The sequence below is a fragment of the Bradyrhizobium sp. BLXBL-01 genome (assembly GCF_051853025.1).
Classification (GTDB): Bacteria; Pseudomonadota; Alphaproteobacteria; order Rhizobiales; family Xanthobacteraceae; genus Bradyrhizobium.
In genome coordinates, this window is record NZ_CP182471.1 from 5,433,993 (window position 1) to 5,459,645 (window position 25,653).

The 25,653-nt window shown below is 64.1% G+C and carries 25 protein-coding genes; 14 read left to right on the forward strand and 11 right to left on the reverse strand.

Annotated features, from left to right (window positions below; all coding sequences use genetic code 11):
• Positions 1-74 precede the first annotated feature (74 nt).
• Positions 75-848: a ferredoxin--NADP reductase gene (locus tag ACNJYA_RS25335; protein ID WP_212256871.1), complete on the reverse strand. Its 774-nt coding sequence runs from the start codon at positions 846-848 to the stop codon at positions 75-77.
• Between the two features lie 199 nt (positions 849-1,047).
• Here ACNJYA_RS25335 and ACNJYA_RS25340 point away from each other — a divergent pair, with 199 nt between their 5' ends.
• From ACNJYA_RS25340 to ACNJYA_RS25360, 5 genes are all read left to right on the forward strand, one after another.
• Positions 1,048-1,344 carry a gamma-butyrobetaine hydroxylase-like domain-containing protein gene (locus tag ACNJYA_RS25340; protein ID WP_172784631.1) on the forward strand — a complete coding sequence of 99 codons (297 nt, stop codon included), beginning with the start codon at positions 1,048-1,050 and terminating at the stop codon, positions 1,342-1,344.
• Positions 1,345-1,472: 128 nt separating this feature from the next.
• Positions 1,473-2,246: a Crp/Fnr family transcriptional regulator gene (locus tag ACNJYA_RS25345; RefSeq protein ID WP_212256872.1), complete on the forward strand. Its 774-nt coding sequence runs from the start codon at positions 1,473-1,475 to the stop codon at positions 2,244-2,246.
• A 181-nt stretch (positions 2,247-2,427) separates the two neighbouring features.
• Positions 2,428-3,846, forward strand: coding sequence for an ABC transporter substrate-binding protein (locus tag ACNJYA_RS25350; RefSeq protein ID WP_439400922.1), 1,419 nt, complete (start codon positions 2,428-2,430; stop codon positions 3,844-3,846).
• 35 nt (positions 3,847-3,881) lie between these two features.
• Positions 3,882-4,754: an ABC transporter permease gene (locus ACNJYA_RS25355; RefSeq protein ID WP_439400923.1), complete on the forward strand. Its 873-nt coding sequence runs from the start codon at positions 3,882-3,884 to the stop codon at positions 4,752-4,754.
• Positions 4,751-5,623 (forward strand): ABC transporter ATP-binding protein, encoded by an 873-nt coding sequence (locus ACNJYA_RS25360; protein ID WP_172784304.1) that lies wholly within the window; start codon positions 4,751-4,753, stop codon positions 5,621-5,623. The genes ACNJYA_RS25355 and ACNJYA_RS25360 overlap by 4 nt, the downstream gene beginning before the upstream one ends.
• Positions 5,624-5,746: 123 nt before the next feature.
• Here ACNJYA_RS25360 and ACNJYA_RS25365 read toward each other — a convergent pair whose 3' ends face one another.
• From ACNJYA_RS25365 to ald, 3 genes are all read right to left on the reverse strand, one after another.
• Positions 5,747-6,805 (reverse strand): YeiH family protein, encoded by a 1,059-nt coding sequence (locus ACNJYA_RS25365; protein WP_172784303.1) that lies wholly within the window; start codon positions 6,803-6,805, stop codon positions 5,747-5,749.
• 111 nt (positions 6,806-6,916) lie between these two features.
• Entirely contained in the window at positions 6,917-7,135 is a 219-nt protein-coding gene (locus ACNJYA_RS25370) for a hypothetical protein (RefSeq protein WP_027546306.1), read from the reverse strand.
• Between the two features lie 263 nt (positions 7,136-7,398).
• Entirely contained in the window at positions 7,399-8,514 is a 1,116-nt protein-coding gene (gene ald, locus ACNJYA_RS25375) for an alanine dehydrogenase (RefSeq protein WP_172784302.1), read from the reverse strand.
• Between the two features lie 143 nt (positions 8,515-8,657).
• Here ald and ACNJYA_RS25380 point away from each other — a divergent pair, with 143 nt between their 5' ends.
• From ACNJYA_RS25380 to ACNJYA_RS25405, 6 genes are all read left to right on the forward strand, one after another.
• Positions 8,658-9,137, forward strand: a complete 480-nt coding sequence (locus tag ACNJYA_RS25380) for an Lrp/AsnC family transcriptional regulator (protein ID WP_036035057.1) — start codon at positions 8,658-8,660, stop codon at positions 9,135-9,137.
• A 141-nt stretch (positions 9,138-9,278) separates the two neighbouring features.
• On the forward strand, positions 9,279-9,764 hold the full coding sequence (locus ACNJYA_RS25385; protein ID WP_212256994.1) for a (2Fe-2S)-binding protein: 486 nt from the start codon (positions 9,279-9,281) through the stop codon (positions 9,762-9,764).
• On the forward strand, positions 9,761-10,777 hold the full coding sequence (locus tag ACNJYA_RS25390; RefSeq protein ID WP_212256874.1) for an FAD binding domain-containing protein: 1,017 nt from the start codon (positions 9,761-9,763) through the stop codon (positions 10,775-10,777). The genes ACNJYA_RS25385 and ACNJYA_RS25390 overlap by 4 nt, the downstream gene beginning before the upstream one ends.
• Positions 10,778-10,784: 7 nt before the next feature.
• The gene (locus ACNJYA_RS25395) at positions 10,785-12,989 is read left to right on the forward strand and encodes a xanthine dehydrogenase family protein molybdopterin-binding subunit (protein WP_212256875.1); all 2,205 of its coding nucleotides are present in this window, start codon (positions 10,785-10,787) and stop codon (positions 12,987-12,989) included.
• A gap of 99 nt (positions 12,990-13,088) precedes the next feature.
• Positions 13,089-15,446, forward strand: coding sequence for an Orn/Lys/Arg decarboxylase N-terminal domain-containing protein (locus tag ACNJYA_RS25400; protein ID WP_212256876.1), 2,358 nt, complete (start codon positions 13,089-13,091; stop codon positions 15,444-15,446).
• 6 nt (positions 15,447-15,452) lie between these two features.
• Entirely contained in the window at positions 15,453-16,028 is a 576-nt protein-coding gene (locus ACNJYA_RS25405) for a GNAT family N-acetyltransferase (RefSeq protein ID WP_172784298.1), read from the forward strand.
• A gap of 3 nt (positions 16,029-16,031) precedes the next feature.
• On the opposite strand, the gene ACNJYA_RS25410 is transcribed toward ACNJYA_RS25405, so the two are convergent.
• Both ACNJYA_RS25410 and ACNJYA_RS25415 read right to left on the reverse strand, forming a co-directional pair.
• On the reverse strand, positions 16,032-16,244 hold the full coding sequence (locus ACNJYA_RS25410; protein ID WP_212256877.1) for a hypothetical protein: 213 nt from the start codon (positions 16,242-16,244) through the stop codon (positions 16,032-16,034).
• Between the two features lie 124 nt (positions 16,245-16,368).
• A complete protein-coding gene (locus tag ACNJYA_RS25415) occupies positions 16,369-17,418 on the reverse strand; it encodes a hydroxyacid dehydrogenase (protein WP_212256878.1) in 1,050 nt (349 codons plus the stop codon).
• Between the two features lie 242 nt (positions 17,419-17,660).
• On the opposite strand from ACNJYA_RS25415, the gene ACNJYA_RS25420 reads away from it, so the two are divergent.
• The 3 genes from ACNJYA_RS25420 (at position 17,661) to ACNJYA_RS25430 (ending at position 19,271) form a co-directional block, all read left to right on the forward strand.
• Positions 17,661-18,212 (forward strand): thiamine pyrophosphate-binding protein, encoded by a 552-nt coding sequence (locus ACNJYA_RS25420; RefSeq protein ID WP_212256879.1) that lies wholly within the window; start codon positions 17,661-17,663, stop codon positions 18,210-18,212.
• Between the two features lie 8 nt (positions 18,213-18,220).
• Complete coding sequence (locus ACNJYA_RS25425) at positions 18,221-18,817, forward strand: thiamine pyrophosphate-dependent enzyme (RefSeq protein ID WP_212256880.1); 597 nt, start codon at positions 18,221-18,223, stop codon at positions 18,815-18,817.
• 76 nt (positions 18,818-18,893) lie between these two features.
• Positions 18,894-19,271 carry a VanZ family protein gene (locus ACNJYA_RS25430; protein WP_212256881.1) on the forward strand — a complete coding sequence of 126 codons (378 nt, stop codon included), beginning with the start codon at positions 18,894-18,896 and terminating at the stop codon, positions 19,269-19,271.
• Positions 19,272-19,311: 40 nt separating this feature from the next.
• Here ACNJYA_RS25430 and ACNJYA_RS25435 read toward each other — a convergent pair whose 3' ends face one another.
• The 5 genes from ACNJYA_RS25435 to ACNJYA_RS25455 all read right to left on the reverse strand — a co-directional run bounded on the left by ACNJYA_RS25435 (position 19,312) and on the right by ACNJYA_RS25455 (position 25,250).
• Entirely contained in the window at positions 19,312-19,695 is a 384-nt protein-coding gene (locus ACNJYA_RS25435) for a DUF1236 domain-containing protein (protein ID WP_172784292.1), read from the reverse strand.
• A gap of 114 nt (positions 19,696-19,809) precedes the next feature.
• Entirely contained in the window at positions 19,810-20,697 is an 888-nt protein-coding gene (locus ACNJYA_RS25440; RefSeq protein WP_172784291.1) for a 2-hydroxy-3-oxopropionate reductase, read from the reverse strand.
• Positions 20,698-20,709: 12 nt separating this feature from the next.
• Positions 20,710-21,495 (reverse strand): hydroxypyruvate isomerase, encoded by a 786-nt coding sequence (gene hyi / locus ACNJYA_RS25445; protein WP_212256882.1) that lies wholly within the window; start codon positions 21,493-21,495, stop codon positions 20,710-20,712.
• A 13-nt stretch (positions 21,496-21,508) separates the two neighbouring features.
• Positions 21,509-23,293, reverse strand: coding sequence for a glyoxylate carboligase (gcl, locus tag ACNJYA_RS25450; protein ID WP_212256883.1), 1,785 nt, complete (start codon positions 23,291-23,293; stop codon positions 21,509-21,511).
• 154 nt (positions 23,294-23,447) lie between these two features.
• Positions 23,448-25,250, reverse strand: coding sequence for an adenine deaminase (locus tag ACNJYA_RS25455; RefSeq protein ID WP_212256884.1), 1,803 nt, complete (start codon positions 25,248-25,250; stop codon positions 23,448-23,450).
• Between the last annotated feature and the right edge of the window lie 403 nt (positions 25,251-25,653).

Below are 25,653 nucleotides of genomic sequence, written 5' to 3' on the forward strand. Positions count from 1 at the left end.
GCGCCTGTGCATCAGATTTGTTCAGGTGGATGTCCGGCGATAGCAATTAGTTGTCGCCGGACAGCGATTTGGCCTCAGCGCTCGACAAAAGCCTTTTCAATCACGAAATGGCCGGGCTGGCTGTGGTTGCCCTCGACGAAGCCGCGCGCGGAGAACATCGCGTGGAGTTCCTCGAGCATCGCCGGGCTGCCGCACAGCATGATGCGGTCGGTCCCGATATCGAGGGCGGACTGACCGATATCGTCGAACAGCTGGTTCGAGGCGATCAGGTCGGTGATGCGGCCGCGGTTGCGGAACGGCTCGCGGGTGACGGTCGGATAGTAGACGAGCTTGTCGCGGATCAGTGGCCCGAAGAATTCGTGATCGCGCAGACCTTCGACGAGATGCTCGCCGTAAGCGAGTTCGGAGACCTGCCGGCAGCCATGAGCGAGCACGATGGTCTCGTAGTTCTCATAGACATCCGGGTCCTTGATCAGGCTGGCGAAGGGGGCAAGGCCGGTTCCGGTCGAGAGCAGCAGCAGGCGCTTTCCCGCAATGAGATTGCCGGTGATCAGCGTGCCCGTCGCTTTGCGGCCGACCAGGATGATGTCGCCCTCCCTGATCTTCTGCAGGCGCGAGGTCAACGGGCCATCCTGCACCTTGATCGAGAAAAACTCGAGCGCCTCCTCGTGATTGGCGCTGGCCATGCTGTAGGCCCGCATCAACGGCTTGCCCTCGACCTCCAGTCCGATCATCGCGAACTGGCCGTTCTGGAAACGAAAGCCGGGATCGCGCGTCGCAGTGAAGCTGAACAGGGAGTCGGTCCAATGCCTGACTGACAAAACCGTTTCCTTCTGAAATGAACTCATGGTCTCTCCTTGTCGATGACGCCAAGGTCATGGAGAGAGGGGGGCCCGGCAATTCAGAAGTGAAATTCCCGGTCGATTAGTTTCACATTTCGCGCGTTGTGATCGAAGACCAGGCACGCGGTCATGCCGGCGCCGGCAATTAGTTGCTATTCGCCGCGCCGGTGCCGGCATAGATAGAAGTCGGAGGTTCGTCATGACCATGACCTTGGTGGCACCGACCGTTGCCAACTATGAAGCCAGCGCCGATCTCGCCGCGCTTCTCGTCCGCACCACGCAGGACGACGCGCTCAGCGTGCCCGCCGAGAAACTCCGCCTCTCATGCAAATGCGCCCACTGCACCCGCGCCCGTTTCGACGGCCGCTTCCCGGAAGCATTTCCCGGGATTGCGATCACCGGGATCGGCGATCTCGGCTATGGGCTGAACATCTCGTTTTCGGACGGGCACAGCCGGGGGATATATCCGAAGCCGTATTTGCTCAGTCTGGCGGGGCGGTGACCCATCGACGGTCGTCATTCCGGGGCGCCCGAAGGGCGAGCCCGGAATGACGAAGAGCGTCAATCTCGCTCCATCTGGCACAGACATTGCTCCTCTTTAGAACGATTTGAACGTTCCGGAGGCAGACGATGTTGCAGGCGGCAAATGTGGTTCGTGGGACCGCCCCCCCGGCGGCCCGGCCTGCAGGCAGTTCCTCCCTGCTGCTCACCGAGAACCAGCAATGGATCGGCGGTCCACCACCGCTGATGGACAAGCTCTCACCGCGCGAGCGGGAGTTGGTGCTGAAGCAGGGCCGCCGCAAGGTGCTCAACCGCGGCCAGACGCTGTTTAGCCAGGGTGGCAAGCATGATGGCATCTGGCTGATCGAGAGCGGCCGCATCCGCGTATTCTATACCTCTCCACTCGGGCGCGAGATCACACTCGCCTATTGGCACGTCGGCAATTTCGTGGGCGGCCCCGAAGTGTTCGAAGGCACCGTGCATCAATGGTCCGGCGTCGCCTCCAGCAATTGCAGCGTCGTGCACTTGCCCGGAAAGGAGTTGCGGTCGCTTGCCGCAGAGATCCCGAACCTCGCGATCGGCCTGATCGAGGGCCTCACGTTCAAGGGAAAGTGCTATTCGGCGCTCGCGCAGATGCTGGGCACGCGCTCGATCACCCAGCGCCTTGCGCATCTGTTGCTGCACCTCGTTGAGCTTTACGGCGTCGAGGATGCTGACGGCACCGTCATTGCCGCCGCCTTCACTCACGCCGACATCGCCCACATGGTCGGCGCCACCAGGCAATGGGTCACGATCAGCCTGAAGCGCATGCAAGAGAAGGGAATCGTGTTGACCAAGCGGTCGCAGATCGTCGTCTGCCGTACCGACGTGCTGGAGGAGATGCGCGGTCACGCATCCGATTAGGAGAATTTGCAGCCAAGACCGATGCACAGGCAAGCGGCTTTATAGTGCAGAACTGCTCAAGGAGTATGCAATCACCTTTTCCGGGCAACTAATCGACCGCTGTCGTCATTCCGGATTTGCCCTGCCGGTGCCCTCAACCAATCATGGCAACCACAGCACATCCAACCGAAAGAGGATGAGAATGGTCCGCCATCTTCCCACGCTCTCGATCGCGATGTCAGTGACGTCGCTGGCGCTTCTCACCGCGCAGCCGGCCGCCGCGGAAACCGTCACGCTCGGCATCGGAACCCAGGACACCACAACCAACACGGTGACCGCGGGGGTCGTCATCCGCCAGTTGCATCTGCTGGAAAAATACCTGCCGAAGGACGGCAAATACGCCAACATCAAGTTCGAGCTGGAGTGGCAGAACTTCACCTCAGGTCCGCCCGTCACCAACGCGATGATGGCGAACAAGCTGCAGATCGGCATGATGGGCGACTATCCGCTGATCGTGAACGGCTTCACTTTCGAGAGTAACCCCGAGAGCAAGAGCCGCCTGATCGGCATCGCCGCCTACAGCCTGTCCGGCTCGGGCAACGGCCTCGCCGTCCACAAGGACTCGCCCTATTACGACCTCGCCGATCTCAAGGGCAAGTTGGTCAGCGTTCCCTTCGGCTCCGCCGCGCACGGCATGGTGCTGAAGGCTATGCAGGATCGCGGCTACGCATCTGACTTCTTCCAGCTCGTCAGCCAGAGCCCGGAAGTGGGCTCAACCAATCTGCAGGAGAAGAAGATTGACGGGCATGCCGATTTCGTCCCCTTTGCGGAATTGCTGCCGTTCCGCGGCTTCGCGCGAAAGATCTTCGACGGTGTCGAGACGAACTTGCCGACCTTCCACGGCATCGTGGTTCGCACCGACTTCGCCCAAAAATATCCGGAGGTCGTCGTCGCCTACTTCAAGGCGCTGATCGCTGCCAATCAGTGGCTGCGCGACGATCCCAAGCTCGCCGCGGAAAAGATCCAGGAATGGACCGGCATCAGCAAGGAAGTCGTCTACATCTTCCTCGGCCCCAGCGGCAACATGACCACTGATCCCACCATCAAGCCGGCGCTGATCGATGCGGCCACGACCGACGTCAAAGTGCTGCAGAATCTCGGCCGCATGAAGGAGTTCGATCCGAAGAAATGGGTCGACGACAGCTACATCCGCAAAGCCTATGCCGATATGAAGCTCGACTATGATGCGCAGCTTGCGAGCACCAAGAACTATGAAATTTCGGGTGAAGATGGTTTCTGCAAGAAGCCGATCGCGGATCCCCGCAAGGCCGGCGAGGTCTGGGTCGATGACGCCGGTATCTTGCCGTTCTCGTCCGCGAGTTGCACACTCGGTGCCTATGCCGACTACAAGGCCAAGGGCAAAAAGATCAACGTCGCCTACGTCTTCGACACCACGCGCGGCATCAAGCTGTTCGCCGATCAGGCCTTCTTTGCGGTCGGCAATGGCGAACTCGCCCCGTTCCTGCTGAAGAAGGATGCCGAAGCCTATGCCGCCAAGATCAGCGGTAAGGTGCTCGGCTTCGACGACGCCCTAAAGGCCGCAGTCGGAGGCAAGACGTGAGCAGTCCCGCCCTCGTCAGACCTCCCGAGGACAGCATGCCGGCAACAGCACTTGCAGAGGCGGGCTCCTCGCCCGCTGCCATCACCCCGCCTACGACGCCGCCGTCCTTCGACACACTCGCCTTGCGCTGGTACCGGCTCAATCGGTCAGGTCTGCGCGCGGCCGCGATAGGCGTGATTTCGCTGTTCGCGTTCCTGCTGGTCTGGCACCTGCTCACGACCTATCGCGTCGTGTTCTTCGTGCGCTTCACCAACGTGCCCTCGCCGCTCGCGGTCTATGCGAGCTTCACCAAGGCGATCCACGATCCCAAATTCCTGATGCACATCCTGCTCAGCTGCCGGCGCATCTTCATCGGCTTCTCGCTGGCGGCGATCATCGGCGTGCCGCTCGGCCTCATCATGGGCCGCTTCAAGCTGGTTCATGAGGTAATCTTCCCGGTCGCGGAGGTGCTGCGGCCGATTCCGGCGATCGCCTGGGTGCCGATGGCGATCATGCTGTGGCCGACCAACGAGCAGAGCATCGTCTTCATTACCTTCCTCGGCTCGTTCTTCCCGATCCTGGTCAACACGTTGCACGGCATGTCGCTGGTCGACCCCGTGCTGGTGCGCGCCGCGCAATGCCTCGGCGCGCGCGAGCGCTCGATCTTCAGCGAAGTGTATTTTCCGGCATCGCTGCCTCACATCTTCACCGGCCTTACTGTCGGCATCGGCGTCGCCTGGGTCTCGCTGATCGCCGCCGAGATGATCTCGGGCCAATACGGCATCGGCTATTTCACGTGGGAGGCCTATTCGCTGGTCCAGTACGCCGACATCGCCCTCGGCATGATCGCGATCGGGGTGCTCGGGCTCGGATCGAGCCTGCTGATCCGGGGTGCAGGGAAGCTGGTAATGCCGTGGAGATCGACATGAGCGAATTAGTTGCGAGTCCGCCGAAGGGCCACATTGAGGTCAAAAACTTCTCCCTCGCCTACGAGACGATCGAGGGAGCGGTCCAGGCCGTGACTGACACGCAGATCCATGTGAAGCCGGGCGAGTTCGTCTCGATCGTCGGTCCTTCCGGTTGTGGAAAATCGACGCTTCTCAACGCCGTCGCCGGCTTCCTCAAGCCGACTACCGGCATCGTGACGGTCGACGGCGAGCGCGTGAACGGCCCTAGTGCCGAGCGCGGCATGGTGTTCCAGCAATATTCACTGTTTCCCTGGAAGACGGTGCGGGAGAACGTCGAGTTCGGGCTGAAGATGCGCGGCATGCCGCGATCGCAGCGCGAGCGGGCGGCGCGCACGCTCTTGGGGCTCGCGGGTCTGGAGGCGTTCGAAAAGCACTATCCGGAAAAGCTCTCCGGCGGCATGAAGCAGCGCGTCGGCATCGTCCGCGCGCTGGCTACGGGACCGAAGGTGCTGCTGCTGGATGAGCCGTTCGGCGCCCTCGATGCGCAGACGCGCGTCATCATGCAGCAGATCCTTACCAACATGTGGCAGCGGTTGAAGATCTCGGTCTTGTTCGTCACCCACGACATCGACGAGGCGATCTTCCTCTCCGACCGCGTGTACTGCATGACCGCGCGGCCCGGTTCGATCAAGGCGGAGATCCCGATTCCGCTGGAGCGGCCGCGTCAGCAATCGATGATGATGTCGTCGGAGTTTTTGGCGCTCCGCCGCGGGCTGATGTCGCTGATCCGCGAAGAGAGCCTGAAGGCGATGGGCGGCGAGATCAACGACATGGGCATGCAGGGGCTGAACATCGAGCTGCAGGGCCATTCGCTGGCGGACGTGATTTAGCTTCCCGCTCGCAGCATTGACGGTCTCGTAGGTGGGCAAAGCGAAAGCGTGCCCACCATTCTCCGTCTGTTATAGAACTGGTGGGCACGGCGCTTACGCGCCTCTGCCCACCCTATGCCATGATCATTTGAACCAGTGCACCAGTGCGATGCTGATCCCCAGCAGCAGCATCAGCGACAGCGTCACGGCGGCCGTCACCCGGCCGCCGACATTGGCGAGCACGCGCACGTCGACGCCAAGGCCGAGGGCTGCCATCGAGACCACCGTGAGAAAGCCGGTGATCTTCGTCACGGGGCCGACCACCGTGGCCGGCACGATCTCCAGCGAGCGCAGGGTCGCAAGCGCAAGGAAGCCGAGGATGAACCAGGGGACCAGGCGGAAGAAGCCGACGCTGGTCTTCCGGGCATCGCTCTGCCAGCGCGAGGCGACCAGCGACAGGCCGACAACGACCGGCCCGAGCATCAGGACGCGCATCAGCTTCACCAGCGTGCCGATCTGGGTCGAGACGAGGCCTGCCGGCACCGTGGCGGCAAGCACCTGCGGCACCGCGTAGACGGTGAGCCCGGCGAGGATGCCGTACTGCGTTGCGGACAATTGCAGCAGCGGGATCAGCAGCGGCAGGCCCAGCACCATCATCACGCCAAGAATCGCCGTGAAGGAGATCGAGGATGCAATCTCGTCGTTGCTTGCGCCGATGATGGGGGCCACCGCGGCGATGGCGGAATTGCCGCAGATCGAGTTGCCGCAGGCGATCAGGATCGACAGCCGCGTCGACAGGCCGAGCAGCCGGCTGAGGCCGAAGGAGACGCAGAGCGCGACCACGACGACCGCGGCAATGGAGGCGAGCAGCGCAATGCCGGAAGCCGCGATCGCAGCGAAGCTGATGGAGGCCCCGAGCAGCATGACCGCGACCTCGAGCAGCTGCTTGGCGCTGAAGGCGATGCCCGCCTGCCAGCGCGGGGCCGGCTTCCAGAAGCTGCGCACCGCCATGCCGAGCAGGATCGCCATGACCAGCGCCTCGACATAGGGATGCTCGAACACGCCCAATTCGGCCCGCTCGAGCAGGGCCGACACACCGGCTACAGCGATACAGAGGAGAATGCCCGGAATCAGCGCCGCAATACGGCTCGCGGCGGTGGCCGGCTTGGAATCGGCCGGGCTGGATGCTTGATTCTGCGACACAAATCTCTCCCGAAGGAGAAAGATTTATACGCAGTGCGACCCAATTGGGAAATATGTTTTCGACATATCAGGACCGAGAGAAGTTCTGTCCTCGGCCCGGAATAAGCGGCCTCAGAAGATCAGGTTCTTGGCCAGCGAGGCGACGCGGCTGAAGCCGTCGTAGATGCCCGGCTCGAAGAAGGCGGCACGGGCCAGCACGATGCCGGCGACCAGCGACCAGAACAGGGTGGTGCCGGCCCGCAGCAGGAGCTTCGACGCACGCGACTTCGGCTGTGTGTCCGTTGCGGACACCAGTTGCTCGCCGAAGGGCTCAAATCCAGTGCGTTCCATGGCTGCCGATCCACCAATTTCTGGCGCAAATGTCGTCGTTTCGGCTCCAAACAGCAATGGAAGCGATTGGCGTTTTTGCCCTCGTAAGGGGAAACTCCTTCCTCGTGACAGGACCGCGGCAATAGTTTTCTTCTTCCCGCCGATTTGGATACCGCCACTCCAGTCACAACGCCCTTCCCGCGCTGGGATTCCCGGCCCGGGGCAAGGCGGCAGCGCCATCTTCCAGTCGGTTGATGGCACCGCATTGGCGGTAGCCCATCTCGCTAAGCCGCCAGCCCGCTCTCTACTGGCGCAAACTCCAGCCCCAGACTCTCCGCCACCGCCTTGTTCGTCACCCGGCCGCGATGCACGTTGAGCCCGTTGCGCAGATGCGGATTCTCCAGGACCGCCGCAAAGCCCTTGTTCGCGAGCATCAGGCCGAACGGCAGCGTCGCGTTGTTCAGGGCCTGGCTCGAGGTCACCGGCACCGCTCCCGGCATGTTGGCGACGCAATAGTGCACGACGCCGTCGACCTCGTAGGTCGGCTCCGCGTGCGTGGTCGGGTGCGAGGTCTCGAAGCAGCCGCCCTGGTCGATCGCGACGTCGACCAGCACGGCTCCCGGCCGCATCGATTTCAGCATCGCGCGCGTGACGAGCTTCGGCGCGCTGGCGCCGGGCACCAGCACTGCACCGATGACGACGTCGGCGGCGAACACCTCGTCCTCGACCGCCTCGATGGTGGAGAAGCGGGTGCGCACGCGTCCGACGAAGAGATCGTCCAGTTCGCGCAGGCGCGGAATCGAGCGGTCGATCACGGTGACTTCGGCACCTAAGCCGGCCGCCATGCGCGCCGCCTGCATTCCGACCACGCCGCCGCCGAGGACGACGACGCGAGCCGGCTGCACGCCGGGCACGCCGCCCAGCAGCAGACCGCGGCCGCCGGCCGAGCGCTTGAGGGCGGCGCCGGCGGCCTCGATGGCGAGGCGGCCGGCGACTTCGCTCATCGGGGCGAGCAGCGGGAGGTGACCACTCGCGTCCGTGACGGTTTCATAGGCGATTGCGGTGCAGCCGGAAGCAAGCAGGCCCTTGGCCTGCTCGGGATCCGGCGCAAGATGAAGATAGGTAAAAAGGATCTGGCCTTCGCGAAGCTGAGCCCATTCGCTCTTCTGCGGCTCCTTCACCTTCACGATCATGTCGGACTTTGCAAAGATCTCGCGAGCCGTCTCGGCAATGGACGCCCCAGCCCGCCGGTACACCTCGTCGGACGCACCGATGCCGCTGCCGGCGCCGCTCTCGACCATTACCTGGTGCCCGGCGGCGACATATTCGCGGACCGCCCCTGGGGTGAGCCCGACGCGATATTCCTGCACCTTGATCTCCTTCGGCACCCCGACGCGCATCTTGCTCTCCTTCGCCAATGCTTTGATTCCATTGTTGATCGTAGCGAGAGCGTCGGTTTGGTTTCGTGCAAATATCCGCTACCTTGGCGGCACCCGCGCCGGTTTCAGGCGCGAAAACGTCCTTTGGCGCTGGAAACGAAACCTTGGCCCTCGACCGGAAAGACCTCGCCATCCTCGCGGAACTCACGACCAATGCGCGAGCCAGCCACACCGAGCTTGCCAACAAGATCGGCTTGTCGAGCACGGCGCTGGCGCGGCGGCAGAAGGCGCTGGAGGATGACGGCTACATCCAGGCTTACCAGGCCGCGCTCGACCTCGGCCAGTTCGGCCTCACCACCACGGTGCTGGTTCGCATCGCGCTGGAAAGCCAGAGCGACGAGGCGCTGAAGGCATTCGAGGCAGAGGTGACGAAATGTCCCTCTGTCGTGCGCTGCTTCCTGATGTCGGGGACGGACGACTACATCCTCATCGTGCTCGCCCGCGACATCCAGGATTTCGAGCGCATCCATCGCACCGAGCTGTCCCGCCTGCCACGCGTGGCGCGGGTGCAATCGAGCTTCGCGCTGCGCGAGATCGTTAACCGCGCGGTGCCGACCGTCGTGTTCGGCGAGACGAAGCGCTGATCTCGTCGATCCAGATCGGGAGAACCGGTCAGGAACCAAGCAACTCCTCATCCGTTGGGCGCTATTGGCCAGCGGCGGCAACGCATTCTCGCGTCACTTGCCCAATTTGCCCGACTCGGCCTTTCCGCAGGGAAACCGACCATGGCCGACCTTACGATCCCCGAACGCATTCCGATCAACCTCGTCGTTAATGGCGAAAGGTACGCGCTCGAAGTCGTGCCTTGGACCACGCTTCTGGATGCGCTGCGTGATCGCCTGGAGCTGACCGGCAGCAAGAAAGGCTGCGATCACGGCCAATGCGGTGCCTGTACCGTGCTGGTCGACGGAAGACGGGTCAATTCCTGTCTCACCCTCGCCGTCATGAAGGATGGCGCTGAGATCACGACGATCGAAGGCTTGGCCGCGGACGGCGCGCTGCATCCCCTGCAACAGGCCTTCATCGACCACGATGCCTTTCAGTGCGGCTATTGCACGCCGGGACAGATTTGCTCCGCCGCGGGCCTGTTGGCCGAAGGCCGTGCGCGCGATGCGGACGAGATCCGGGAGCTGATGAGCGGAAACCTCTGTCGCTGCGGTGCCTACCCCAACATCGTGGCTGCGATCGAGCAGGCAATGAGCCGGTCATGAACAACTTCCAATATTCCCGCGCAAGCGATGTGGCCGACGCCATCCGCCTGCTCGCCGCCGATCCCGGCGCGAAGCTGATTGCCGGCGGCACCAACCTGATCGACCTGATGAAGGAGAATGTCGAACAGCCCTCCCGGCTGATCGACATTTCCCGCTTGCCGCTCCGCGACTTCGCGGAGACCGCCGACGGCGGCCTGCGTATCGGCGCCTTGGTGCCGAATTCGGACCTCGCCTACCATCCGTTGATCGAGCAGCGCTATCCCCTGCTTGCCAGCGCCATCCTGGCCGGCGCCTCCGCGCAATTGCGCAACATGGCCTCGGTCGGCGGCAATCTGATGCAACGAACGCGCTGCCCCTACTTCTATGACACCACGACGCCGTGCAACAAGCGAACCCCCGGCACGGGCTGCTCGGCCATCGACGGCCTCAACCGCAACCACGCCATCCTCGGCACCAGCACGTCCTGCATCGCGACCAATCCATCCGACATGAGCGTGGCGCTGGCCGCGCTCGGCGCGCTCGTGCACATCGCAGGCCCCTCGGGGCAGCGCACCATCGCGCTGACGGATTTCCATCGGCTTCCCGATGACAAGCCTCATCTCGATACCAATCTCGGCAGCGGCGAGATCATTACCGCCATCGAGCTGCCGCCGCACGGCTTTGCCCGGAACTACAGCTATCTGAAGATCCGCGACCGGCTCTCCTACGCCTTTGCTCTGGTCTCCGTCGCGGCCGCGCTCGAACTGGAGGGCAACGCAATCGGCGAAGCGCGCCTTGCGCTGGGCGGCGTGGCTCACAAGCCCTGGCGAAGCCTCGAGGCCGAAGCCGCATTGCGCGGCCAGGCGGCAACACCGGATCATTTCGGGCGCGCTGCCGATCTGCTGCTGCAGGGAGCGACTGCCCGCTCCCATAATGGATTCAAAATCGAGCTGGCGCGCCGAGCCGTCCTGCGGGCGCTGATGCAGGCCGCAAGCGCCACGCCGCAGTCACAAGCTTACAAGAAGATCGCATGAGGTCCCGATGAACGCCTATATCGGAACACCAACGTCGCGCGTCGACGGCCGGGCCAAGGTCACCGGCGCCGCCAAATATGCCGGCGAATTCGCAGCAGACGGTCTTCTTCACGGCTTCGTTGTCGAGGCCGCCATCGCGCGCGGGCGCATCGCTCGTCTCGACACCAGCGAGGCTCTGAAGGTGAAGGGCGTGGTCGACGTGCTCACCCATGCACATCGGCCGCCCCTCGCCGACAAGGACGAAGCCTGGAAGGATGAGGTCGCGCCGGAGAAGGGCTCGCCCTTCCGTCCGCTCTATGACGACAGGATCAAGTTCAACGGCCAGCCGATCGCACTGGTCGTCGCGGAGGACTGGGAGACCGCCAAGTTCGCCGCAACCCGTGTTCGCGTCGAATATGAGCAGGAGGCGTTTGCGACCAATCTCGAATCCGAACGCGGCAAGGCTTCCAAAGTGGATCAGCCGCACAAGCCGCGTGGCGATGCGGCAGCAGCCCTGACGCGCGCGGCCGTGCGCCACGAGGCGGACTACGTCATTCCGAGCGAGCACCACAATCCGATGGAGCTCTATGCGACGACGGCGGTCTGGGACGGCAGTGGCAGGCTTACGGTCTACGACAAGACGCAAGGCGTCCAGAACGTCCAGAAGTTTCTCTGCGGCGTTTTCGGCAAGAAGCCCGACGACATCCGCGTGATCTCGCCGTACGTCGGCGGCGCTTTCGGCTCAGGCCTGCGGCCGCAACACCAGGTCGTGCTGGCAACCCTTGCCGCGCTCGCACTGAAGCGATCTGTTCGCGTCGTGCTGACGCGGCAGCAGATGTATGGCCTGGGCTATCGTCCCATGACAATCGAGCGCCTTGCGCTCGGCGCAAAGCCGGACGGCACCCTCGATGCGGTCAGCCATGAAGCGATTGCCGTGACCTCCCGCTACGAGGATTTCTCTCGCAATGACACCGGCTGGGCCGAGCAGCTCTACAAGAGCCCCAACAGCCACTATTCCCACAAGCTGGTCGACCTCGACGTCTCGACGCCCTGCGACATGCGCGCGCCGGGTGCGGCAACGGGCGTGTGCGCGCTTGAATGTGCCATGGACGAATTGTCCGTCGCGCTGAAGCTCGATCCGCTCGAATTGCGCCTGAAGTGCTATTCGGATCGCGACCAGACCGAAGACCTCCCTTACACCAGCAAGCAGTTGCGCGAATGCTACGCCCGCGGCGCGGAGGCGTTCGGCTGGAGCAGGCGCAATCCGGCACCGCGCTCCATGCGCGACGGCAAGGAACTGGTCGGCTGGGGCATGGCGACAGGCGTGTGGGAGGCGCTGCAGATGCCGGTCGCCGTCCGCATCGTGCTGACGGCCAACGGCCATGCCGAGGTCTCCTGTGCCGCGTCCGACATCGGCACCGGCACGTACACCATCGTGGCTCAGGTCGCAGCCGATGCCCTCGGGCTGCCGATCGAGAACATCAGCGTCAAGCTCGCGGACTCGAGCCTGCCGCAGGCACCGGTGGAAGGCGGCTCATGGATGGCCGCCTCGAGCGCGCACGCCGTGCTGGGCGCAGCCGAAGAGATTCGCCGCGAGCTCGCGCGATACGCCAAGGCGATGCCTGCCTCGCCGCTTGCCGGGGTCGATGTGCCAGACATCATTCTCCTCGACGGCACGGTTGCTAAGGCCGCCGACCGCAGCCGCTCCGTTTCGATTGCCGATGCGATGCGCCATGGCCAGGTCGAGCGGATCGAGAAGGAGAAGCTGAATGAGTTCCCCGAGGACAAGTCGCACGCGCGCAACACCCATTCTGCCGTCTTTGCCGAGGTCAAGGTCGATGAAGAGCTCGGCGTCATTCGCGTCACGCGGGTTGTCAGTGCAATCGCAGCCGGGCGCATCCTGAACACCAAGACGGGCCACAGCCAGATCATGGGCAGCGTGGTCTGGGGAATTGGAATGGTGCTGCACGAGGAGATATTGATGGATCACCGCTTCGGCCGCATCATGAACGCGAACATTGCCGAATACCACATTCCCGTGAACGCCGACGTCCACGACATTGACGTCATTTTCGTCGACGAGCCCGACGATCGCATCAACCGGCTGGGCATCAAGGGGCTCGGCGAAATCGGCATCGTCGGCGTGCCGGCCGCGATTGCGAACGCCGTCTATCATGCCACCGGCAAGCGCATCCGGCGCTTCCCGATCACGCTGGACAAGCTGCTGGATTGAGCTCGCAGACCCTCGCCCCCTCCTCAGCTCCCGGCTCCTGTCATCCAACTGTCATCGAATGTGTCGAGAGCTGTATCGCCTGCACATTCGGGATCCGACATGGACTATTTCAAGCGCTTCAACTTCCTGTTCGCCGCACCTGTGTTCGACGCCGACGATCTCGAAGGCGTCCGCTTCAACCAGATCATCGAGGAGATCCAACGCTCCGGCTTCGAGGTGGTCCGCGCCCGCAAGCTGGAGGATGCCGAGATGGCGGTGCAGACCGATGCCGCGATCGGCTGCATGGTGGTGGACTGGGGCAAGAAGGGGCTTGAGGGCAAAACCTCGGCGCTGATCAACCTGATGCGCCGCCGCGGCCTCGACTTCCCAATCATTCTCCTGATCCGTCGCAAGCGGTTCGAGGACCTGCCGGTCGAAGTGCTCGACTTCATCGACGGCTATGTCTTCCTCTCCGAGGAGACGCCGACCTTCATCGCCAAGAACCTGATCAGCCGGCTCAAGCAATATGCCGAGACGCTGAAGACGCCCTTCTTCGGCGCGCTGGTCGACTATGCCGAGGAAGGCAACCAGCTCTGGACCTGCCCGGGCCACAATGGCGGCGTTTTCTACAATCGCAGCCCGATCGGGCGCGTGTTCGTCGAGCATCTCGGGGAATCCGTGTTCCGCGACGACCTCGACAATTCCGTGCTCGACCTCGGCGACCTCCTCACCCATGAGGGCCCGGCGCTGAAGGCGCAGAAGGAAGCGGCGGCGATCTTCGGCGCGGAAAAGACCTATTTCGTGCTCAACGGCACCTCGACCTCGAACAAGGTCGCGCTGGGCGCCCTCGTCACCGACGGCGACCTCGTGCTGTTCGACCGTAACAACCACAAGGCCGCCCATCACGGCGCGCTGATGATCAACGGCGGCATCCCGGTCTACGTCCCGACCGTCCGCAACGCCTGGGGCCTGATCGGACCGATGCGCTGGGACATCCTCGACGAGAAGACCCTGCGCGAGGCGATCCGCAACCATCCCCTCGTGAAGGATCGCGATGCCTGGCGCAAGGAGCGGCCGTTCCGCGTCGCCGTGGTCGAGCAGTGCACCTATGACGGCTCGATCCACAGCGCCGAGATGATCATCAAGCGCATCGGCCATCTCTGCGACTACATCCTGTTCGACGAGGCCTGGGCCGGCTTCATGAAATTCCACCCGCTCTATTCCGGCCGCTTCGCCATGGGGCTTGCGAACCTGGCCCCTGAAGCGCCGGGCATCATCGCGACGCAATCGACCCATAAGCAGCTCGCCAGCTTCTCGCAGGCCTCGCAGATCCACATCAAGGACCGCCACATCCGCGGCCAGAAGCGTCGCGTCGAGCATCGCCGTTTCAACGAGAGCTTCATGCAGCACGCCTCGACTTCGCCGTTCTACCCGCTGTTCGCCTCGCTCGACGTCGGCGCGCAGATGATGAAGGGCCGCTCCGGCGAAGTGCTGTGGGACGACACGATCCGGCTCGGCATCGAGCTGCGCAAGAAGATCCGGGCGATGCGCCGGGAGTTCGAGGAGAAGGAGCAGAATCCGGATCGCCGCTGGTTCTTCGAGCCGTTCGTTCCCGATCGCGTCGCCATTGCCGATGTCAGCCGCCCCGGCGCGGCGCATAACGTCGCCTGGGAGACCCTCTCGACCGACGAGCTCGCCACCAATCCCGCGCTGTGGCAGCTCTCTCCGGATACCAACTGGCACGGCTTTCCCGATCTCGCGGAAGGCTTTGCCATGACCGATCCGAACAAGCTGACGCTGCTCACCCCCGGATTCGATCGTACGACTGGGGCCTATGCCGAGCACGGCATTCCCGCGCCGGTCGTCGCGCAATATCTGCGCGAGAACCGCATCGTCCCCGAAAAGAACGACCTCAACTCCATGCTTTTCCTGCTGACGCCCGGCGTCGAGGCGAGCAAGGCGGGCACGCTGATCTCCGGCCTCGTCGCTTTCAAGAGGCTGCATGACGACAATGCGCTGCTGGCCGATGTCATCCCCGAATTCTATCAGCGGCGGCAGGCGCGCTACGCCGGCGCGCGGCTGCGCGACCTCTGCGGCGAGATGCACCGTTTCTTCCGCGCCGCCGATGTCAGCGCGCTCCAGGCTCGGCAGTTCATGCCCGAGCATATGCCCGAGATCGCGATGTCGCCCCGCGATGCCGCTCGCTATCTGTTCAAGAACGACGTCGACTACCTCCCGATCGAGGCGATCGCCGGCCGCATCGCGACCACGCCCTTCGTGGTCTACCCGCCCGGCATTGCCACCATCGTGCCCGGCGAGCGACTGACGGAACGGGCCAAGCCCATGATCGATTATCTCAAGATGTTCGAGACCTGCTTCAACACGTTCCCGGGCTTCGACGTCGAGATCCAGGGCGTCTACAAGGAGGTCGACGCTAACGGGCGCATCGGGCTCTACACTTATGTCGTGACCGAGTAGGTGCCGATGAACGAGACAGCTGCGCGCGCGAGCGACGAAGCGGTCCTGGTCCGCACCTCACGCGAGAGCGACGTCGAGGCGATGCTGGCGATCTACCGCCATCACGTCCGCAATGGCGTGCCGCGCGATGTCGAGGGAACCGGTGCGCCGGAGCCGGACGATCTGCGCGACCGGCGCAAGAACCTGAAGCAGACCCGCCTGCCGCATCTGGTCGCGACCTGGCGCGGCGAGGTCGTCGGCTATGCCTATGCCGTGCTGTTCCGCAAGCGGCCGGCCTATCGCTACGCCGCCAAGCACTCGATCTATGTCCACCACGCCCATCTCGGCCGCGGGGTCGGACGGCTGTTGCTGCAAGAATTGATCGACGCCTGCGCGGCGGCCGGCTTTCGCCAGATGATCGGCTATATCGATGCCGACAACGCGCCCTCGCTGGCGCTGCACGAGCGGTTTGGCTTCGCGCGCGCCGGCCTGCTCAGCGGCGTTGCCTATCGCCACGGCCGCTGGTCCGACACCGTCATGGTGCAACGCTCGCTCGGCGCGGGGACGACGACGCCCCCGCCTGTCACGGCACCCGGGCGTTAGGCCCTACGACGGGAAGTCGGCCGCTTTGACATGGATGCGGTCGGCATGCAGCGACCAGTGATGCAACGCCTGGTCCTTGCAGAACCTCGCTTTCGCACGTTCCCTGGCCTCGTCCTCGTCGGCGGCGTCGATCTCGAGCGTGCCCTGGCAGACCTCGCACTGCCGGCCGTATTCGCCGAGCACGTCCTTCATGAACCTGACGACATAAGTTGACATGGGACCTCCCTGCCTGCCCGCCGGCACTCTAGTCCCATTTAGGCCGGACGGGGAAAGGAGATTTTGACGCGGATCAAGGCCGGGGCTCAGTTCCCGGCCATCATCCAGAGCGCTTGGTGCGCCCCTACCCCGGCGTCACCCCGAAGGCCTGCTTGAAGCGTTCCGCATAGCGCGGCCAGGCTTCGGGGTTGATGATGCGCGGCGGGCGCTTGCCGTCGAGCACATCCAGCACCTGCTCGGCGGCGATCCGGCCCATATTCTGGCGCGCCTCGATGGTGACGCCTGCGGTGTGTGGGCTCGCCAGCACGTTGTCGAGCTGGAGCAGCGGATGCTCCGGCGGCGGCGGCTCCTTGGACCAGACGTCGAGACCGGCACCGGCGATGCGCTTGTCGCGCAGTGCCTGCAGCAGCGCATCCTCGTCGTGGATGAAGCCGCGCGCAGTCGTGATGAAATAGGCATGCCGCTGCATCAGCGCGAATTCGCGCGTGCTGATCATGTTGCGGCTGCCTTTGTTGAGAGGGCAGGAGATCGAGACGAAATCGGCACGGCGCAAGAGCTCGTCGAGCTCGACCTTCTCCCCGCCCCGCTCGGCCATCACCTCGGCCGACAAATAGGGATCGTAGGCCAGCACCGTCATGCCGAGCAGGCCCTTGCACAATGCGGCGATGCGCCGGCCGACATTGCCGAGGCCGATGATGCCGACGGTCTTGTGCTCGACCTCGTTGCCGACGAGATCGTTGCGGTTGACGTCGCGCTCGCGGCGCAGCCGGCGATCCGACTGGATGATGCGCTTGGACAGCGTCAGCATCATCGCCAGCGCGTGCTCTGCGACCGAATGGGCATTGCCGCCGGACTGGTTGACGACCACGACCCCGGCGGCCGTGCAGGCCTCGACGTCGACCGGGTCGAAGCCGGCACCGTTGCTGGAGACCAGCAGCAAGTTCGGCGTACGCTTCAGGAAGGCGGCATCGACATGGAAATGCGGGGCGAGCTCATCGCGGGCGGCACCGACCTGGTAGACGTGGGCAGCGCCAAGGAGCGGCCCATAGACGTCCTCGGGGCTTGCGTTCTCGATGCGATCGAGCCGCACGTCGGGCCGCGCCTTCAGGATGTCGATATAGATCGGATTGGCCAAGTAATTGGAGTAGACGACGCGTTTGTTGTTGACGGACATCAGGACCCTTCCGGCTCTTGCGAGGGAGAGCCGCAAGGTCAGCGCGATGCGCGCCCGCCCGTGCCCCTCCCGTGTTCTGGTTATCGCCGCTTATGCCATGGCGGTGCCGGCCACGGCAGGCCTGCTGGCGCAGATCATGGTGACGGCGCGGACATGTTGACAATCCCGCTGTTCGCGTCAAGTTCGGCAGACTGCCGCGACGGCCAGAACCAAGAAGCATGTGCGGCCGCAGGGAGAGCGCAATGGCGATTGCGGAACAGCAGACGCAGGGGAGCCGCGACGGAAGCTGGCACGGCATCGTCCTGCAAACGTTGAAGCGGAACGAGATCAGCCTGATTCCTTACGTGCCTGACCGCGTGCTCACGCCGCTGATCAAGAACCTGCACGCCGATCCCTTCTTCACCACCTTCGCGACCGCCCGCGAGGAAGAGGCCGTCGGCATCGTCTCCGGCGCCTGGATGGGCGGACGGCGCGGCGCGGTGCTGATGCAGACCTCCGGCTTTGCCACGCTCGCCAACGTGCTGGCCTCGCTCGCGGTGCCCTACCAGATTCCGCTGATCATGTTCGTCTCCGAGCGCGGCACGCTCGGCGAGTTCAACTACGGCCAGTCGCTGGTCTGCCGCACCATGCGACCGGTGCTGGATTCGCTGGCGCTGGAGCACCACACCATCACCCGGCTCGACGAGCTCGAATTCATCACCGACCGCTCGATCAGGCAGGCCGTCACCACGCAGGCGCCGGTGGCATTGATCCTCAACCCGCTGCTCACGGGCGGCAAGGTCTTCGACAAGTGAGGCCGGCGATGAACACTGGCAATACCAAGGTGATGAACCGGTTCGACGTGACCTCGCGGCTGATCGCAAAGCTCGAGCACGAGGAAGCCGTGATCGGCGGCATCGGCAACACCAATTTCGACCTCTGGGCCGCCGGCCACCGGCCGCAGAATTTCTACATGCTGGGCAGCATGGGCCTCGCCTTCCCGATCGCGCTCGGCGTGGCGCTGGCACAGCCCGACCGCCGCGTCTTCGCGCTCGAAGGCGACGGCTCGCTATTGATGCAGCTCGGCGCGCTCTCGACGATCGCGGCTCTGAAGCCAAAAAACCTCACGATGATCGTGATGGACAACGGCATCTACCAGATCACCGGCGCGCAGCCGACACCGGCAGCCAGCGTCGCCGACATCGTCGCCATCGCCATCGGCTCTGGTCTTGCGAGCAGCGCCTGGGCCGCGGACGAGGAGGATTTCGAGCGGCTGGTCGACGATGCGATGGCGGCCTCCGAGCCCAGCCTGATCGCGGTCAGGATCGACGACAAGCCTGGCGTGGGCACCACCCGCCGTGACCCCGTGCAGATCCGGGAACGTTTCATGCATGGCCTTGGCGTGCGCGATCCGCTTTAACATTTTGTCATTAACTACACGGCGATCTGATACGAGCCTCGCGACAACCCGACCAAATTCGTGCTAAGCGACCCAGATGTCGCTTTTCATTCGTACCTTTGCCTGGCTGCTCGCCGCTGCCGTTACGTTCGCCACTCTCGGTCCTTCCGGCCTTCGCCCCCATTCCACCCTCGGTCAGGACGGCGAACATGCGCTTGCCTTCATCATGGTGGGGTTGGCCTTCGGCCTCGCCTATCCACGCCGGCGTCTGCTGATTGCGGCGGCTGCGGTCATCCTGATCGGCGTGCTCGAGCTGATGCAATTTTGGGCACCCGGCCGCCATGCGCGGCTGGAGGATTATCTGGTCGACGCCGCCACCGCCTGCCTCGGCTTTGCGCTCGCCGCCACGGCCGACCGGCTGCTCTCGCGCTTTTGCACCAGCTCCGCCGTGGCAAGCGAAGGCCCCGCGGAGTGACACTCCGCAGGGCCCTGCTCAGCACAGAGGATTGCGTCGATCAGTCGATGATCTTGACCACGCGGCGCGTGCGCGGCTCGACGATCACGCGGCGATCGTTCACGACCGCATAGCGATACTCGGTGTAATTCGGCACCGGGCGGAGCACCACGGTGGGTGGCAGGGGCTCGCCGACCACGACGCGCTCGTGGACTACGACGGAGTCGCTGCGCGGAATTCCGCCCAGGACCGCATTCGGAATTTCAAGACCGGCGCCGACGGCTGCACCCACGGTGCCGCCGACCATCGCTCCGATCGGGCCGCCGATGTCGCCACCCGCACGCGCGCCGTCCCTGGCGCCTTGTTCGGTCGTCGACTGGGCAAAGGCTGCGCTCGACGCCAGCAGCGACGCTGCAGCCAACGTAATCGCAAGACGGGTTTTCATGGTGTTTTGTCTCCAGTGATTGTCCTGCGCCTTCAACCGCGGGGCCAGATCATTGTTCCGGTTCCCCTGCGGCGAAAGTCACCCCGCATCTGGAGACTGTTACGGCGTAACAGTTCAGCTAGCTGCGATCTCGTGGCCGGCCATCAGTTCCAGCGCCCGAACCATCGCCGAATGATCCCATGCTTTGCCGCCATGTGCGGTACAGGACGAGAACAATTGCTGCGCCACGGCCGTGCTCGGCAGCGACAGGCCGAGTGAGCGAGCGCCTTCGAGCGCGAGATTGAGATCCTTCTGGTGCAGCTCGATGCGGAAGCCCGGATCGAAATTGCGCTTCACCATGCGCTCGCCATGCACCTCCAGAATGCGCGAGGAGGCAAAGCCGCCCATCAGCGCCTTGCGCACCAGCGCGGGATTCGCACCTGCCTTGGATGCGAACAACAGCGCCTCGCTCACAGCTTCGATGGTGAGCGCGACGATGATCTGGTTGGCGACCTTCGTCGTCTGTCCGTCGCCGTTGGCGCCGACATGGGTGACGTTCTTGCCCAACTTGTCGAAGATCGGCTTCATGGTGCCAAAGGCCCGCTCCGGCCCGCCGACCATGATGGTGAGGCTCGCAGCTTTCGCGCCGACTTCCCCTCCCGACACCGGCGCGTCGAGATAGTCGGCGCCGAGCGCCTCGATCTTCTTCGCGAACTCCTTCGTCGCCAGCGGCGAGATCGAGCTCATGTCGACGACGATCTTGCCCTTGGAGATGCCGCTGGCGACACCGTCCTTGCCGAACAGCGCGGCCTCCACATGCGGCGTATCCGGCACCATGATGATGACCGCGTCCGCCTGCTCTGCGACCTCCCTGGACGACGTGCAGGCGATGCCGCCCGCGGACATCAGATCCGGCGCGATCGGCGCAATGTCATGCAGGAAAACGCGATGACCCGCGGCCAGGAGATGGCCGGCCATCGGCCGCCCCATGGTGCCGAGTCCGATGAAGCCGATATTGGTCATGTTTGCGTTTCCTCAGGTCTCAAACGTCTGTGCCGCGTGCCAGGACAGGCCTTCCAGCGTCGTCGTGCGCGGCTTGTATTCGCACCCGATCCAGCCGCGATAGCCGATCGCGTCGAGGTGCCGGAACAGGAAGGGATAGTTGATCTCGCCGGTGCCAGGCTCATGGCGGCCGGGATTGTCGGCCAGCTGGACGTGGGCGATCTGAGGCAGGTATTCCTGCATGGTGCGGGCGAGATCGCCCTCCATGATCTGCATGTGGTAGATGTCGTACTGGATGAAGAGGTTGTTCGACCTCACCTCGGAGATCAGCTGCACCGCCTGCTCGGTGCCGTTGAGGAAGAAGCCGGGAATGTCGAGCGTGTTGATGGGCTCGACCAGCAGCTTGATGTTCTCCCGCGCCAGCGTCGAAGCCGCAAAACGCAGATTCCCGACCAGCGTCTCCTGAAGCTCGCGCGGATCGGCATCAACAGGCGCGATGCCGACGAGACAGTTGAGCTGCTCGCAATCGAGCGCCTTGGCATAATCAATGGCGCGGAACACGCCATCGCGGAATTCGGCGGTGCGGTCGGGCAGGATCGCAATGCCGCGCTCGCCGCCGGCCCAGTTGCCAGCGGGGAGATTGTGCAGCACCTGCGTCAGCCCGTGGGCCTCGAGCTGCTCGCGCAGCTGCGCCTTGTCGAAATCATAGGGGAAGAGATATTCGACCCCGGCAAACCCCGCCGCCTTCGCCGCCGCGAAGCGGTCGAGGAACGGCATCTCGTTGAAGAGCATGGTAAGGTTGGCGGCAAACTTCGGCATGGTGCTTCTTCCCCTATTCCGCCGGCTGCAGCACGCGCGTGGTCTCGACTTCGTCGAGCGGAAGGTCCAGCACCTCCTCGAACTCCACGATGTTGTCGATCTCCGTGCCCATGGCGATGTTGGTGACCCGTTCGAGGATGAACTCGACCACGACTGGCACGCGGTGCTTCGCCATCAATTCGCGGGCGGTCACAAACGCCGCTTGCGTGTCCTTCGGGTCGGTGACGCGGATGGCCTTGCAGCCGAGACCTTCAGCGACCGCGACGTGGTCGACGCCGTAGACGCCGATCTCGGGCGCGTTGATGTTCTCGAAGGAGAGCTGGACGTGATAGTCCATATCGAAGCCGCGCTGGGCCTGGCGGATCAGGCCGAGATAGGAATTGTTCACGACGACGTGGATGTAGGGCAGATTGAACTGCGCGCCGACCGCGAGCTCCTCGATCAGGAACTGAAAGTCGTAATCGCCCGACAGCGCGACGATCTCGCGCTCCGGACACGCCGCGCGCACGCCGAGCGCGGCCGGCAGCGTCCACCCGAGCGGCCCCGCCTGCCCTGCATTGATCCAGTTGCGGGGCTTGTAGACGCCGAGGAATTGCGCGCCGGCGATCTGCGACAGGCCGATCACCGTGACATAGGTGGTGTCGCGGCCGAACGCCTTGTTCATTTCCTCGTAGACGCGCTGCGGCTTGATCGGAACGTTGTCGAAATGGCTCTTGCGCAGCATCGTCTTCTTGCGGTCGCGGCAGGAAGCGGGCCACGCCTGGCGCTCGCGGAGCCTGCCCGACCGCCGCCACTCCCTGGCGACGGCGACGAACAGCTCGAGCGCGGCCTTGGCGTCCGAGACGATGCCGAGATCGGGATTGAACACACGCCCGATCTGCGTCGGCTCGATGTCCACGTGAACGAATTTGCGACCCTTGGTGTAGGTCTCGACCGAGCCGGTGTGGCGGTTGGCCCAGCGGTTGCCGATGCCGAGCACGAAGTCGGATTCCAGCAGGGTGGCGTTGCCATAGCGGTGGCTGGTCTGAAGCCCGACCATGCCGGCCATCAGCACGTGATCGTCAGGGATCGCGCCCCATCCCATCAGCGTCGGCACCACCGGCACGTTGGCGATCTCGGCGAACTCGACCAGCAGGTCAGAGGCGTCGGCGTTGATGATGCCGCCGCCTGCCACGATCAGCGGCCGCTCGGCGGTGTTGAGCATCTCGAGCGCCTTCTCGACCTGCTTGCGCGTCGCGGCGGGCTTGTAGACCGGCAGCGGCTCATAGGTCTCGTCGTCGAACTCGATCTCGGCGAGCTGCACGTCGAGCGGCATGTCGATCAGCACCGGCCCCGGCCTCCCTGAGCGCATCACATGGAAGGCCTGGCTGAATACGCGCGGCACCAGCGCCGGCTCGCGCACGGTCACCGCCCACTTCGTGACAGGCTTTGCGATCGACTCGATGTCAACCGCCTGAAAATCCTCCTTGTAGAGCCGCGCGCGCGGCGCCTGCCCGGTAATGCAGAGGATCGGGATGGAATCGGCGATCGCCGAATAGAGTCCGGTGATCATGTCGGTGCCGGCCGGCCCGGAGGTGCCGATGCAGACCCCGATGTTGCCGGCCTTGGCGCGCGTATAGCCCTCGGCCATGTGCGAAGCGCCCTCGACATGGCGCGCCAGGATGTGACGGATCGATCCGCGCTTCTTCAGCGCCGAGTAAAGCGGATTGATCGCAGCGCCGGGAACTCCGAAGGCCGTCGAGATACCTTCCTTCTCCAGGATACGCACGGCCGCATCGACAGCTCGCATCTTCGCCATATCGGACCTCGCTCGGGTTCAAGTCAGCGAGGGGATCATCAGATGCGCAGGATGCGATCTCAACGAGATCGATTTTATTTTCCACGATGCGGCAGCCGCGGAAAAAATCGCGGTGCTCTCAACCAGTTAGACCGTGAGACGCGTGAAAGCCGCCTCACTCGAACAGCGGCGCCAGCTCCATCTGCGGCACCAGCACGAGGCCCTTGTCGGTGATGCGAATTTCCGGAATGACCGATAGCGGAATCAAATTGAAGCCCATGTACGGGATGGTGCAGCCAGCCTCGGCCCATTGTTTCTTCAGCACCTTCACCTCTTCCGCCACTTCGGTGACACGCTTGTCGGAGAGGAGTCCTGCGATCGGCAGCGGAACCAGCGCCCTCACCTCGCCATCGGCGACGACGCAAACGCCCCCCTGCTGCTCCCTAATCGCTGCAATCGCGACCTGCATGTCGGCCTCGTTGGTACCGGCGACGATGATGTTGTGGCTGTCGTGACCGACGCTGGAGGCGACCGCGCCGCGCTTCAGGCCGAAATCCTTGAGAAGGCCGTGGGCGACATTGCCGGCGGACTTGCCGTGGCGCTCGACCACCGCGACGAAGCAGAGGCTGTAGCGCGCGAACAGCGACGGCCAGTCCTTGGCCGGTTCGATCGCGACCTTCTCGTGGATCAGCGTGATGCCGGGAAGCGCGGTCCTGATGGCGTTGACGGTGCAGGCCTTGGCCGGCAATTCCGGCGTCAGCTTCATCGTCTGCGGCAGCTTGACGGTCGCATAGGCTGCCCTCGGATATTGATAGCGCTGCGACAGCGCCCGATCGAGACGCGGCGTGATCTTGCCGCGCTCGACCACGAGCTCGCCGCCATACCAGGTGCATTGCGGCTTGAGCTGATCGTCCATGAGCACGAGATCGGCGCGGCGGCCGCCGCCGAGCCCGCCGATATCGCCCTCCATGCCGAAGCGGGTCGCGCCATGCAGCGAGCCCATCGACCAGGCCTGCTCCGGCGACATCCCCGCCTTAACGGCTTCGCGCACCACCCAGTCGAGGCCGAACAGCAGCAGATCATCGGCATCGCGGTCGTCCGTGCACACGGCAGTGCGCTTGTGCGAGGCGCCGAGCTCGGTGATCGTTCGGATCGCTTGCGGCAGCGAATGCCACGGCGTGGTCGGCGGCCCGCCGCGCAAAAACACCCAGACGCCGGCATCGAGCAAGTCATCGGCAATGTCGCGGTCGATCGCCTCGTGGGTGTCGGTGACGCCGGATGCCGCATAAGCCGCGACGAATTCGCGGCCATAAACGTGGCCGGACACCGGGCGCCCCCGCTTCAAGGCGGCGGCGAGGATGGCGTGGCTGCGCTCGTCACCCATCGTGACGGGCACGAAATCCATCTTCTCGCCAAGCGCCACCGCTTCGGGCCATCGGTCGAAAAGGCCGGCGATCTTGTCCGGCGTAAGGTCGCCGCCCGCCGTCTCGAGCTCAGCCGAGGTCGCAGGAACGGTGCTCGGCACGGTCAGGAAGATCGAGAGCGGCGCCTCGCGCGCATCTTCCAGCATCGCCTCCACACCGGCGACGTCCATGACGTTGCCGATCTCGTGGCTGTCGCAAAAGATCGTCGTGGTGCCGTTGAGCAGCGCGGCCTCGGCATAGGCACAGGCCGTCACCATCGAGGATTCGATGTGAATGTGCGGATCGACGAGGCCCGGCGCGATGATGCCACCGGCCACGTCATAAAGCGGAACATCGCCCCACGCCTTCTTCGCTGTACCGGCCGGCTTCACCGCCGCGATGCGGCCGCCTGAGATCCAGACCTCCCGCCCCGGATGGATACGCTCGGAATAGGTCGAGAGCACGCGCGCGCCCGTGATGACGAGATCCGGCGTCACACGCGCCGAGGCGACGTCAGCCAGACGCCGCGTCATGCTGTGCAGCGGCGCGACGGAGAAGCGGGTGAGCTTGGTCATCGGGGCTCTCGCGTGGGAATGGACAGCGCCGCGATGGTTGCCGCCGCTGGCGGCGAGAGCAACTCAAATAATACGTCACCGGTGCTTACGCATTGGGCAGACGCGCCCCGCCTTCTTAATTTCCGCTAGGGCATGTGCTTAAAAATCATACGCTGAGTTTGGGCGCGCCAGATGTCGGCTCGTCTCTCAACAGTGCACAACGTTGAAGGCGCCGATGGGCCATAACCGGACTTTGCCTAGACGCCGCCAATGCGCCAATTGCGTTCGCCTGCGATGCTGCGCTTATCGATTTTAAAGCCGCCAAACCTGAGGCCTTGTTCTCTCGCAGAGCTGAGGGCCGAAAGGGCCCCCGACGTACTTGAGGCATCGGGCCCCAAACTACCCACTGAGGTAAGTCGCAGAT